Here is a 12,818-nt window from a genome sequence, read left to right on the forward strand (position 1 = left end):
ATAACAATTGTCCGGGTTAATGCGTTGCTGCTTTAATATCTTTACCCAGGCGCTGCAGGTAGGCGATCAGCGCTACGATCTGCTTATCGCTGCCGATGGTGATCTTCTCTTTTTTAAGCCGCTCTGTAATTTCTGTTGCCTGTTGTTTCAGGTCCTTTACAGCCTGCGCCTCATACCCCTCAGGATAAGGAACGCCCAGTTTGCGCATGGCATATATTTTGGAATTGGTAGATCCTATATTGATCTCCTTTTCAAACAACCACGGATAAGGCGGCATTACAGAACCGGGCGCCATCGAAACAGGCTCCAGCATATGGTTAAAGTGCCAGCTATCCGGGTATTTTCCTCCCACACGCGCCAGGTCGGGACCGGTACGTTTACTGCCCCAGAGGTGCGGATGATCATATACAGACTCTCCTGCCTTGGAATACTCACCGTAGCGGGCTACTTCATACCGGAACGGGCGGATCATCTGTGTATGGCAGTTATTACATCCCTCCTGTATATAAATATCCCGTCCCTGCAATTCAAGCGGCGTATAGGGTTTTACGCTGGCAATAGTAGGTACGTTCTCTTTAACCAGGAATGTAGGAACCATTTCGATCAGCCCCCCGATGGCCACTACAATAAAACTCAGTATCAGCAACATCACCGGTTTCCGCTCAATTTTGGAATGCCAGTGCGCCTTTGCGGGAGCCTTGTAGCCACGCAGTAACGGCGGTGCGCTGGCCTCTTCACTTTCCACGAAACGTCCCTGCCGGGCAGTTTTAACCAGGTTGTATACCATCAGCAATACACCGATCAGGTAGATGCTTCCCCCGATGGCCCTGAGGGCATAAAACGGCACCACCGACTGCACCACATCTATAAACTGGTATTGCAGCTGTCCTTCCGGAGTAAAGGCCGTCATCATAAAATAGGTCCTGAAAGCCGCCCAGTACATAGGAACGGCATAAAGCACAATACCAAAGGTCCCGATCAGGAAATGTGTGCCTGCCAGCTTTGTTGAATACAGTTTGGTATTGAACAGCCGCGGAATCAGCCAGTATAGCATCCCGAATGTCAGGAACCCGTTCCAACCCAGGGCACCTATATGCACATGCGCCACCGTCCAGTCACTGTAATGCGAGATCGCATTTACATTCTTTAGCGAAAGCATCGGCCCTTCAAAAGTGGCCATCCCGTAACAGATCACCGCTACCACTATAAATTTCAGCACAGGATCTTCCCTTACCTTATCCCAGGCACCTCTTAATGTAAACAGCCCGTTCAGCATACCACCCCAGCTGGGCAGCAGCAGCATCAGTGAAAGTGCCGTGCCCAGCGACTGGGCCCATTCCGGCAGGGCGGTATATAACAGGTGATGCGGGCCTGCCCATATATAAATAAAGATCAGGCTCCAGAAATGGATAATACTTAACCGGTAGGAATAGATCGGCCGGTTAGCCGCTTTTGGAAGAAAGTAATACATCATCCCCAGGAAGGGCGTCGTAAGAAAAAATGCTACGGCATTGTGTCCGTACCACCATTGCACCAGGGCATCCTGTACACCGGCATACCAGGAGTAACTTTTCATAAAGGAAACCGGCAACTCAAAAGAATTTACGATATGCAGCATGGCAACCGTAACCCAGGAAGCCAGGTAAAACCAGATGGCCACATACAGATGCCGCTCCCGCCGGGTAAGAATGGTACCCATCATATTGATCCCGAATACTACCCATATAATCGTAATGGCAATATCAAGCTGCCATTCCAGCTCGGCATATTCCTTGCTGGTCGTGTACCCCATCAGCAGCGAAACGGCTGCCGCCACAATGATCAGCTGCCAGCCCCAGAAATGTATCCGGCTGAGGGCCTTGCTCCACATGGGCGTTTTCAGCAACCGGGGCATGGAATAATATACCGCTGTAAAAATGGCATTTCCCACAAAGGCAAAGATCACCGCATTGGTGTGCACCGGCCGCACCCTTCCGAACGTGGTATACTCCGTGTTCAAATTCATTACCGGAAAAGCAAGCTGAAAAGCGGCCAGCACACCGGCCAGCATACCAATAACACCCCAGCTTATGGTTGCGATCGCAAACAGCCTGGGGATCCGGTTGTCATAACTAAATTTCTGAACTTCCATACATTTTGGTTATTTGTTTTTTGATGCGTTTTTATCGTCAAATAAAATCCGGTTGGGCGGGGCATATTCGTCTTCAAATTGCCCGTCCTTTATACTCCAGATCAGCGCCGCCAAAAAAATGGCAGCGATCAGGAGACTGACAATTGCGGTGACAATAATGATATTCATTTGCGCGGTAAAGGTCCGGTGATAAAAGCGGTTGCATATTGACGCAGCACAGGTCGAAACATGACAGGGATCAGGCCCTGCCGGACCTGAGTTTCCTGCCGTACCACTCTGAAAGAAAAAAGGTGATCAGAATAATACCGATGGAGCTCACCGGCATCAGGATAGCCGCCACTACGGGCCTCAGCATCCCCTGCAAAGCAAAGTACAACCCGATAAGATTGTAAATAATAGAATAGACAAAACTGACTTTTATGATCACTGCTGCTTTCCCCGCAAACTCCAGCATCTGATCCAGCCGGGTAAGTACATTACCCCGGATAATGGCATCGGATGCCGGCGTAAAATGCCCGCCTCGGTCCATTACTGCAATTCCCACATTACTCTGCCGGAGCGCACCTGCGTCGTTTAGGCCGTCACCGGCCACCAATACATGCTGCTGGTGATCCTGGAGCGTCTTTATGTAGCGGTATTTATCCTCGGGCGACTGATCGAAGCGGATGACCGCACCGGGTCCTGTCATTTCGCGTAAACGGGGATATTCTGCACTATTGTCTCCACTGAGTATTGAGAGTGCTGTTTTCTCCTGAATCCTTTCCATAAAATCAGCCAGGCCTTCCCGGTAGGTATTCTGTAGCTCAAAAAAGCCCAGTACCATACCATCTGTACTGATAAAAACCCGGGAGCTTCCGGCTTCGGCATCCGGAGCCGTATCCCCCTGTACAAACTGCCGGCTTCCGATCTTCAGATGCTGATCGGCCACCCACCCCTCAATGCCCATCCCGGGTACATTCCTGAAACTTTCCACCGCAACCGCCGGGGCTGCTCCCAGGTTTTGCAGAACCGCCCTGCTTAAGGGGTGCGTAGAATGCCGGAGAAGGGAGGTAACCAGGGCTACCTGATCCGGGGCCAGCCCCCGGCCCCTGTATGTAATTTTAAAATCCCTGCTTAAAGTAATGGTTCCTGTTTTATCAAGCACCACATGGTTAATGGCCGCCATTGCTGGAATGACGCCTGCATTCCTGAGAAAAAGGCCCGATCTTTTTAAGATCCGCATTACATTCCCGTTCGTAAAAGTGGCCGCCAGCAACAAGGCACAGGGACAGGCAACGATCAACGTAGTGGTCAGCGCATTCCACATCAGTGTTGTTTCTCCACGGACAAACCAGTACAGGCCCGCCGCCAGCGTCAGCAATAATACACCCAACGTAAACAGGTTGGATGCCCGGTACAGGAAACTGTTCTTTCCGTCTTTTTCTGTAAACGCATCCCGGTTCCATAAATGGGTCAGGTACCCCTGGTCTGATCTTTTTATCACCATCAGTTCCAGCCGTTCTCCTACCTGTTTTCCGCCGGCATAAATAATGCCCCCGGGCTCTATATACTTTGGCAGGCTTTCCCCTGTTACAAAACTGTAATCCACCGATGCTTTTCCTTTTACCAGTATCGCATCAGCAGGAACGATCTCCTGGTCGTACACTTCGATGATGTCTTTTTCCTTTAAAGCGCTGATCAGGACCGGTGTTATTTCATGCCCTTTTTTCAGATTGACCGCAATCGGAAAAAAAGACCGGTAGTCCCGGTCAAATACCAGGAAGCGCTGGGTTTTATCCTGCGCCCATCTCCCGATAAGCATAAAGAAAACAATACCGCTCATACTATCAAAATAAGTGCTTCCATCGAGCAGCAACAGGTTATAGAGGCTCCTTAAAAAAGTAACCAGGATCGCCAGGGCAATGGATAGATCGATATTGAGTGTCCGCGTCTTCACCCCTTTCCAGGCGTTCACAAAAAACTCCCGGGCGCAGTAAAAAAAAACAGGAAGGGCCAGCACCAGTCCAATATAACGGAATGCAGCCCCGATCTGGTCCTGGAGGTACCCGGCCACCGAAAAATATTCCGGCAGGCTCAGCATCATAATATTTGCAAAACAGAACCCGGCAATGCTGATCTGTACTGCGCGTACATTGTTCTTTTCGGCAATACGCTTTGTACCCTGCGGCGAAAGCCAGGGTTCGTACCCGATATCCGCCAGCGTCTCTACCACTTCCCGCACTGTGGTTTGCCCCGGATCCATTATAATAAAGATCTCCTTTGCAGAAAAATTAACTCTCGACGAAAGGATACCGGGCTGCAGCCGGTCCAAATGTTCCAGCAGCCACAGGCAACTGCTGCAATGCATCTGCGGAACCGACAGGGTCAGGTGCGTTTGTTTTCCGTCCGTAAATGATACCAGGCTGCTGATCACGGCTTCATCCTCCAGAAAAGCGAACCGCCCTTCGCGGCCACGGTGCCGCTGCGACTTACCCGGATGCGCATTCAGGTCATAATAGGTGCAGAGCTCATGCTCGTTCAGCACTTCATAGACCAGCTTACATCCTGCGCAGCAGAAATGTTTATCTCCTATTTCTAAATGTGTATCCGAACAGGGATCCCCGCAATGGTAACAGGCTATTTTTAAATCGATCATTTTCCGGCGCTGTTTTCTTCAGCTCGGGCAAAGGTCCTGAACACCGGGAGGAGGTATTCTGTTGTCCGTCATACCGGAACATGATATCGGTCACCCCCTCCGGGCAACAATACCCGCTATAACGGGGTTCAAAATTTTGTTAAAAAGCCCATCCCGGTCCCCTTTATACGAAAAAGATCGTAAATTGCAGAAAAAGGAAATCTTATGCCGGATAACAAATCACTGAAACCCACAGAAAGCGAACTGGAAATTTTACAGGTACTATGGGACAAAGGAAATGCTACCGTACGGGAAGTACATGAGAACCTGCTTACTTTTAAGGATGTAGGGTATACAACAACGCTGAAGCTGATGCAGATCATGAACGAAAAAGGACTGGTGAAGCGCAATGATTCGTTCCGGACCCATATTTACAAGGCCGCAGTTAATAAAGAAGTGACCCAAAAATATATGCTGAACAAATTTGTCAGCAACCTCTTTGGTGGCTCTTCTTCCCAGCTGGTGATGCAGGCCCTGGGAGATGGCAAAGTGACGCCTGAGGAGCTGGATGAAATTCAATCAATGCTTGATCAGCTTAAAAAGAAAGATTAAATCATGCAAGAGGGATTGTACCATGTGTTTACTGCTTTGGGAAATGCGCTGTTCAGCAGTGTGTGGCAAATGGGGATCATCTGGCTGCTGATCACTATTTATATTTACCTGCGCCCGGCCACTTCTGATGCAACAGGCAGCCTGCTGCGCTTTGCCGGCCTGGTTACCGGCTTTATCCTGTTCCTGGTCACCTTTTTCAATGCGCTGCATACTCCACAAACGGCAAGCGGGCCGTTAAAATGGATGACCCGGCCGGATTGGGTTCGTCCCTTACTCAACTATGGGGCGGTTCTTTACCTGGCCTTACTGATCCTGCCGCTGCGGAATATCCTGAAGAACTCGCTCCAGCTCCGGCAGCTGCGAAAGAACGGCATTGGCCGCGTACCGGGTGTGCTGAAGATCTTTATGCTGGATGCCGCCGGCTATCTTAATATAAAAAGGAAAGTACAGCTGTATGCGTCCTCCATTATTTCTTCCCCGCTGACCATCGGCTTTTTAAAGCCCGTGATCCTGCTTCCGGTAGCGCTTATCAACCAGCTTACCCCACAGCAGCTGGAGGCCATTATCCTTCACGAGCTGGCCCATATTAAACGCAACGATTACCTGATCAACCTGATTTCACAAATCATTATTACCTTCCTGTATTTTAATCCATTTGCGCGTTTGCTGGTAAACGCCCGGGAACTGGACTGTGAAAGATCTGCAGACCGCTGGGTACTGCGTTTTGAATACGGGCAGTATATGTATGCTTCTACCCTGCTGCAGCTGGCCCGGGGCCGCTCCGCCGGTAATGGGTTTGTGATGCGGGCATCCGGCAAAGAAAGCCAGCTGAGCAACCGTGTGGCTGCCATTATGGGAAGCCCCAGGAAGGAAACATTTCCCTTAAAAAAAACAGGAATGCTGGCCTGCCTGCTTTTATTGTCCGGCGGCCTTTACCTGATCCGGACTACCCGCCCGCAGCCCCAGGCAAACATGATCGCCTTTGCCCCCACCAGCCAGTCATGGACTCCCGCTACGGCAGCACAATATAGCACGCTGGTATCCCGCGCAGAAAACACTGCTGATACCGATGCCCAAAAATATTCCATCCGGCCCATACCGGCAATTGAAAAACCGGATACCCGGCCCGGAGACAATGCGATTTACCTGAAGATCCACGAAAGCCCCGATGGCAGGGTCCAGGCGCCTGCACCTCCGCCCCCGCCACCGGCAACACCTGCTTCGGAACCAATAGTCCTTTTTGCAGATCATCCTACGTTTATTGTGCCGGATCTTGACAGTACGGCGGAGGAACAGGTACAGCAATCGATGGGTGCCTTTAAGAAACTGGTGGGCGAACTTAGCTGGAAGCATGTTGAAAACAGCCTTGCCGAAACAGTAACAGAAGCCCAAAAGAAGGTACTAAAAGACAAACTCAACCAGTTATTGGCCCAGGTGGACTGGAATCAGAATGCCAACCTGCTGCGCTCTTTTTACAAAGAGATCAACTGGCAACAGACCGACGAACAGCTAAAGGCCAACCTGGATGCATTGTTCCAGGCCCAGGCTGCCCGGAGTGGTACTTTGAAACAGATGGATGCGAAGGACTACCGCCAGCTGGCCGACAGCCTGCTGAAACAGGTTAAGACTACGCACCACCGGACCGATTCCCTGCACCAGCAGGCCCCATTGAATAAAGCAGTTGACCTTTAGATTGCTTCTAGTTCAAGGTTCCTGACAATATGGAAATGTGAAAATAGGGCTCCCGAAACTCCCCATACACGTCAAGATAAAAAACAGGACTATTACTATAAAATGTAGCAAGAATGCTCCCTTGGAGGCCCAAAAGGACCTGGTCTTTTGATAGCAAACAGGCACAGCACGACTAATGATTGTAACAGGAACTGCCAGGGGCCTGCCTGTAGCCGCAACGCAGCGGGAATCTATTGAAAAAGGTTTCTATTACCGGTGCGCTGCACCTCCATTCCATCTTATGTTCGTTGCTAATAAGCGTAACGCTGCGCTGCAGCTTTTGCCTTTGACCACTAACTTTATAAAATCAACTTTACGCGTATGAGAAACTCCGGGAGCTCTTCAAACATAAAGCCATTTTATACTCAAGGGGCTATTAACCTGTCTGAGCTCACCACTGAAAACTGCCAACTGAAGAGTCCCATGTTTGTTTAAAGTTTAAGGTTCAACGTCGGATCCGTGTGCATGCGGGGTGTTCTATCCACTATTGACTATTTCCCATTGACGCAGCCCTGATCTGGTTTGATGCCGGGAGCTTCTTTTCCACATTTTCAAATTACACTGATAACTGATTGCCGATAATTGAACCTGATAGCTGACCGCTGAAGCATACAGCCCGCCTCCTCCTTTTTATTGATTATCTTTACCGTTCAATTAAGATGAAGTATGAGAATAACTGCAGACAACCGGTTCAGAAAATTAATCGTGATCGGCGACCGGCTTTTGATCCAGCCTGTAAAAGGAAATGAGCGTACTGCGAGCGGCCTGTACCTGCCTCCCGGTGTTCAGGAAAAAGAAAAGGTACAGCAAGGCTATGTGATCAAGACGGGACCAGGTTATGCCATTCCCGTACCGGTAGAGGATGAACCATGGAAATCAGATGAAGACCAGGTAAAATATGTTCCGCTGCAAGCCAGGGAGGGCGATCTTGCCATCTTCCTGCTGAGCGCTGCCACCGAGGTCCTGTACGAAGGTGAAAAATATTTTATTGTGCCCCAAAGCGCGATCCTGATGCTGGAACGGGAAGAGGAACTATAATCAAAAAACAAATGCGATGAAAGGCTTTCATACAAATATTGAAAAAGACACCCTGCAAAACGATGCATTCAGAAAGGTATTATATACGGCCTGGCAACTTCAATTGGTGCTGATGACGCTGCAGCCGGGAGAAGAGATCGGTACCGAGGTACATACCGAAAATGATCAGTTCTTCCGCTTTGAAGAAGGCACCGGCAAATGTATGATTGATGACCACGAATATGCTGTTAGTGACGGATCTGCGATTATTGTGCCCTTAGGTGCCCGTCACAACGTGATCAATACCGGCAGCGGGCCATTAAAAATGTACACCCTTTACGCCCCTCCGCATCATAAGGACCGCATTGTCCGCACCACTAAAAAAGAGGCTGAAGAGAACGAGGAGGAATTTGACGGTATTACCAGCGAATAAGCATTGCCTCCATAACAGCGATCCGGCAGTAATAAACGGAATGGGCAGACTGTATTAAAGCCTACAAGCCAGGTTTCGTTTCAGACAGAAAATATTTGATGGGGATACATTATAATATAACGACCGCTTCTTTCAGCCCCGGGGCGCTAAACACCACCTTAACCGCTCCCTTTCCGCTATTTCTTTTTACATAGGCCATCAGGCGGCCGCGATACGCTTTTTGTTTATTATCGGTGTAGTCGCCCATATCACTGTTATTGCCCGCTTCCAGTCCCAGTAAAGTGGCGCCCCCGGTTATGCTGCAGGTAATCTCTGTGTCTGCATGCGTTACGGGCCGGCCATTTTGATCTGTTACCTGCACAGCAACCTGGGCAACCTGATCCCTGCTGTTACCGGATGTGGGAATCAACTTTATCGCATAAGGATCACCCGAAGTTTTTATACTGTAAGCGGACACTATATTGCCGGCCGCGTCCATCCCCTCTGCTTTTAATTCCCCGGGCCGGTACGGAACATCCCAGTAAATGATCCCTGTTTTACTATCATACTCCTTTACGGCTCCTGCCTGCCTGCCATCCAGCATCAGCCGGGCTTTGGGAGCATTGGTGTAACATACCACGCGAATGGTTTGTCCGTCTTTATAATTCCAGTCGGACCATGCATCCATTGAAAGCGTTTCATCTTTTTTTCCCTCCGTCCGGGATAAAACATCTTCTGAGCCGCTGCCTCCCCTTACAGGGTAAGTGCCGATATATAGAACCGGCTTTTCGCTCCAAAGCGATTGCCGGAAATAGCCCCTTGGCTTGATGAAGCCTGCAAAGTCCAATAGCCCCGAATAAAAACCGCGCGACGGCCATCTGCCCGACTCACCGAGATAGTCAATACCCGTCCACAGGAACTGCCCGAAAATATGGGGGTTGCCGGTAACGGCTTTCCAGGCACTGATATCATGGCGGTTTTCACTGCCGAAAATTACGCGGTGCGGATATTTCCGGTGATCGCTGGTATAGCGGCTTTCCGTATAGTTATAGCCTGCAATATCCAGTGCGTCCGGGTACCCGGTTTCATTTGACATAGCAACGCCTGCAAGGCCGGCAGTTACCGGGCGGGAGCGGTCATATTCCCGTACAACTGCAGCCAGTTTTTTGGCGATCACCCCCAACCGCATGGCATCCGGCGCATCTTTTTTATAGCCGCCAAAGATTTTTTGGGTAAACCCGTTCCCGGAAGAGCCATCAAGCACCGGGTGCGAGTAAGGATCGTTGGGGTAATCCACTTCGTTGCCAATACTCCAGGCAAAAACGGAAATATGATTCCGGTCGCGCCGCACCATGTCTGCCAGGTCCCGCGCACCCCATTCGTCAAAAAAATCATAGGTACCATCATAACCGGGCGTACCCACATTCCACCCCTCCAGCCATTTCCGCTTGGGGTATTCCCATTCATCAAATGCTTCATTCATCACCAAAAGGCCCAGCTCATCACAAAGATCATAAAACACGGCAGCCTGTGGATTATGGCTGGTTCTTACCGCGTTTACACCGATCTCTTTCAGATTCAGCAAACGCCGGCGCCACACTTCTTTATACATGGCCGCACCCAGTACACCCGCATCATGATGCAGGCAAACACCTTTTATCTTCATCCATTTACCATTCAGCGCAAAGCCCTTATCCGCATCAAAGGTCAGCTGCCTGAAGCCGGTAGTGGTGGTAGTGGCATCAACGAGTTTACCTCCCATAAGAATACGGGTACGAAGCTGGTACAATACCGGCGCATCAAGACTCCACAACCGCGGATCGGCAACATGTAATTTTGCAGACACCTCGCCAGGGCCTCCGGCATTTATTTTTAAAGCATCGCTGCTCTTTGCTACAACAACGCCCTTATCGTTCAGCAGTTCGTTCACTACGGTAACGGACCTGGACTGCTTTTCATTATTATCTACCTGAACTTTTACCTGCAGGCTTCCGGAGTTTTTACCTACTTCCGGATAGGCATATACGCCCCATTGCGCAATGTGCACAGGGGGTGCATATACCAGCCACACATCCCTGTAAATACCAGCCCCCGTATACCAGCGGGAGTCTGCCGCCCGGTGATGATCCACGCGAACGAGCACTTCATTCTCCTTACCAAATTGAATGTAAGGGGTAATATCATACATAAAAGATATATACCCATTGGGCCTTTTGCCGATCGGCCTGCCATTGATGAACACTTCGCTCCGGTTATAGACCCCCTCAAAATAAAGATAGACCTTATTGTTTTGTTTTGGAATAAGCAGCGATTTTTTATACCAGCCGATACCACCCGGCAAATACCCCATGCTGCTGGCGTTCCGGGGACTGAGCGGTTGCCGGACACTCCAGTCGTGGGGGAGCGCCACCTGTTGCCAGCTTATGGCAGCAGCAGGCCGTAAAGCCGCTGTATCGCTGCTTAACGCAAAGCTCCAGCCGTCGTTTATTTTTCTTGCATTTCCAAATCCAGGCTGGGAATAAGCAATGGTGCTGCACAACAATAATGCTGCAAGGCCCGTTAAAAAGACTGTTTTTATTTTTTTCATCCGCATATTTTTACGATCCGTTCCTAAAACTTTTTTGTGTTTACTGATATCCTTCATTTTGTTGTAATTTGTTATCCGATGCCAATATTTCCGGGCGGGGAATCGGGAGCCAGTAATTCTTTGCACTAAATGCCTTACCCTCCAAAGCTACTTTTCTTTCATAAGAAAAACTGCCATTGGCGTTCTTTGTAATGATCATACCATAAGCGGGCGTATTTTCCACCACATCCGCGATCTTCCATCGACGGACGTCATAAAACCGGTGCTCTTCAAAAGCAAGTTCTACCTGCCGCTCTTTTCTTATAGCCCCCCTCATTTGTGTCTGCGACAGCCCTGAAGGCAGCGGAGGCTGCCCCACACTGGCCCTTTGTCTGACCTGGTTTACCGCATCATATACGGTTTCGTCGGGGCCAGAAGCCTCGTTTTGCGCCTCTGCATAGTTCAGGAGCACTTCGGCATAACGGATATAGATCCAGGGCTGCTGCCCCGCCGATGACCAGGGGTTTTGAATGGGGTTGGCATCATTCATAAACTTACGCAGGTAGTACCCTGTTTTGGTAGTGTTCCAGTTAGACGGCCCGTCTTTACTATCCCGCCCGCCCGGTATATAGGCTTCAAGAGCGCGTCCACGGTAGGATGCCCCGTTATAAAGAATCGTATAATAAAAACGCTTGTCCCTGTTTTCATAGGGTTTAGCAGCATCATACCCGGATGTGGCATCCGTTATATCCTTTCCATCATCCATCTGGTAGGCATCTACCAGGTTTTGAAGCGGGGTATTTCCGGCCCAGCCATCGTATCCGTTAGGCCCGTTGGAGATCTCCATTCTTACATGAGGCGCCGTTATGGTGTACTGACGGCCAAAGATAATTTCGTTGCCGGCCATTGTCTGATCAATAAACAGCGCACTGTAGTTATCCTGGATGGCATATTTTTTCAGGTCGATAACATCCTGTGCTGCCTTTGCGGCCGCTGCCCATGTGCCACAATTGTAAAGCGGGCTTGCCGCATACAGCAGCAACCGCGCTTTCAACGCCAGGGCCGCGCCTTTGGTAGCCCTCCCCAATGGCCAGCTCCCTCCATTGTCCCTGGGTAATAACTGGGCCGCCGTATCCAGCTGAGCCACGGCATAATCAATCGATGCCTTAAGAGAAGCCCTTGTGAAAAGTGCCGGATCGCTGTAGTTATCTTTTAATTCATATACCCTGTCGCCCACGAGGACTGCGCCCCCGTAATTCCTGATCAGATCCTGGTACCGGAATGCCCGTAAAAACTTCAGCTCTCCAATAATATTTTTTTTGTGCCCGTCACTCATGGTAACCGAAGCAATATTATTAAGCGCCCAGTTACAGTCCCGTATTCCGCGGTAGCTTCTGCCCCAGAAGGCGCCGGCGTTTCCCAGGTTTTCAGGCGCTATCTGCCCTCGCTGTATCAGCCAGCTCCCGTCATCATTATTATAGATCGATTCGTCGGTATTGGAGCTCCACATGCTGTATTCAAAGGCCCGGCCAAACCCCGGGAGCGTTCCTTCCCCTTCTTTATCGATGATCTTTATTCCCATATACCGGTTTATAACATAATCTTCAAACAACGCCGAATCCTGCAAAATGGCAACATCAGAAATGGTCGTTGTTGGTGTCAGATCCAGAAAATTTTTTTTGCACGAAAATAGCATGATACTCGTTGCAAATATGGATACAATTATCTTTTTCAT

At 49.8% G+C, this 12,818-nt stretch carries 9 protein-coding genes; 4 read left to right on the forward strand and 5 right to left on the reverse strand.

Annotation, left to right across the window (positions count from 1 at the left end; all coding sequences use genetic code 11):
- Nucleotides 1-16: 16 nt before the first annotated feature.
- From ccoN to BLS44_RS22355, 3 genes are all read right to left on the reverse strand, one after another.
- On the reverse strand, nt 17-2,131 hold the full coding sequence (gene ccoN, locus BLS44_RS22345) for a cytochrome-c oxidase, cbb3-type subunit I (RefSeq protein ID WP_090392614.1): 2,115 nt from the start codon (nt 2,129-2,131) through the stop codon (nt 17-19).
- 9 nt (nt 2,132-2,140) lie between these two features.
- Entirely contained in the window at nt 2,141-2,299 is a 159-nt protein-coding gene (gene ccoS / locus BLS44_RS22350) for a cbb3-type cytochrome oxidase assembly protein CcoS (protein ID WP_090392616.1), read from the reverse strand.
- Nucleotides 2,300-2,369: 70 nt separating this feature from the next.
- Nucleotides 2,370-4,766 (reverse strand): heavy metal translocating P-type ATPase, encoded by a 2,397-nt coding sequence (locus BLS44_RS22355; RefSeq protein WP_090392618.1) that lies wholly within the window; start codon nt 4,764-4,766, stop codon nt 2,370-2,372.
- Nucleotides 4,767-4,970: 204 nt separating this feature from the next.
- Between BLS44_RS22355 and BLS44_RS22360 the strand changes: the two genes are divergently transcribed.
- From BLS44_RS22360 to BLS44_RS22375, 4 genes are all read left to right on the forward strand, one after another.
- The gene (locus BLS44_RS22360) at nt 4,971-5,357 is read left to right on the forward strand and encodes a BlaI/MecI/CopY family transcriptional regulator (RefSeq protein WP_090392620.1); all 387 of its coding nucleotides are present in this window, start codon (nt 4,971-4,973) and stop codon (nt 5,355-5,357) included.
- A gap of 3 nt (nt 5,358-5,360) precedes the next feature.
- Nucleotides 5,361-7,049: a M56 family metallopeptidase gene (locus BLS44_RS22365; RefSeq protein ID WP_090392622.1), complete on the forward strand. Its 1,689-nt coding sequence runs from the start codon at nt 5,361-5,363 to the stop codon at nt 7,047-7,049.
- Between the two features lie 705 nt (nt 7,050-7,754).
- Entirely contained in the window at nt 7,755-8,126 is a 372-nt protein-coding gene (locus tag BLS44_RS22370; RefSeq protein WP_090392624.1) for a co-chaperone GroES, read from the forward strand.
- A 16-nt stretch (nt 8,127-8,142) separates the two neighbouring features.
- The gene (locus BLS44_RS22375; RefSeq protein WP_090392625.1) at nt 8,143-8,538 is read left to right on the forward strand and encodes a cupin domain-containing protein; all 396 of its coding nucleotides are present in this window, start codon (nt 8,143-8,145) and stop codon (nt 8,536-8,538) included.
- Between the two features lie 109 nt (nt 8,539-8,647).
- Here the strand turns inward: BLS44_RS22375 and BLS44_RS22380 are convergent, their stop codons facing one another.
- Together BLS44_RS22380 and BLS44_RS22385 are read right to left on the reverse strand one after the other, a co-directional pair.
- Nucleotides 8,648-11,104, reverse strand: a complete 2,457-nt coding sequence (locus BLS44_RS22380; protein WP_090392665.1) for a glycoside hydrolase family 2 TIM barrel-domain containing protein — start codon at nt 11,102-11,104, stop codon at nt 8,648-8,650.
- Between the two features lie 40 nt (nt 11,105-11,144).
- Nucleotides 11,145-12,818: a RagB/SusD family nutrient uptake outer membrane protein gene (locus BLS44_RS22385; protein WP_090392627.1), complete on the reverse strand. Its 1,674-nt coding sequence runs from the start codon at nt 12,816-12,818 to the stop codon at nt 11,145-11,147.

The organism is Niabella drilacis, from assembly GCF_900101395.1.
Lineage (GTDB): Bacteria > Bacteroidota > Bacteroidia > Chitinophagales > Chitinophagaceae > Niabella > Niabella drilacis.

What these genes read in the sequence shown, in the direction of transcription:
- BLS44_RS22375 (WP_090392625.1), top strand. Translation starts at nt 8,143, where the DNA reads ATGAAAGGCTTTCATACAAATATTGAAAAAGACACCCTGCAAAACGAT.
- BLS44_RS22360 (WP_090392620.1), top strand. Translation starts at nt 4,971, where the DNA reads ATGCCGGATAACAAATCACTGAAACCCACAGAAAGCGAACTGGAAATT.
- BLS44_RS22355 (WP_090392618.1), bottom strand. Translation starts at nt 4,766, where the DNA reads ATGATCGATTTAAAAATAGCCTGTTACCATTGCGGGGATCCCTGTTCG.
- ccoN (WP_090392614.1), bottom strand. Translation starts at nt 2,131, where the DNA reads ATGGAAGTTCAGAAATTTAGTTATGACAACCGGATCCCCAGGCTGTTT.
- ccoS (WP_090392616.1), bottom strand. Translation starts at nt 2,299, where the DNA reads ATGAATATCATTATTGTCACCGCAATTGTCAGTCTCCTGATCGCTGCC.
- BLS44_RS22385 (WP_090392627.1), bottom strand. Translation starts at nt 12,818, where the DNA reads ATGAAAAAGATAATTGTATCCATATTTGCAACGAGTATCATGCTATTT.
- BLS44_RS22380 (WP_090392665.1), bottom strand. Translation starts at nt 11,104, where the DNA reads ATGAAAAAAATAAAAACAGTCTTTTTAACGGGCCTTGCAGCATTATTG.
- BLS44_RS22365 (WP_090392622.1), top strand. Translation starts at nt 5,361, where the DNA reads ATGCAAGAGGGATTGTACCATGTGTTTACTGCTTTGGGAAATGCGCTG.
- BLS44_RS22370 (WP_090392624.1), top strand. Translation starts at nt 7,755, where the DNA reads ATGAGAATAACTGCAGACAACCGGTTCAGAAAATTAATCGTGATCGGC.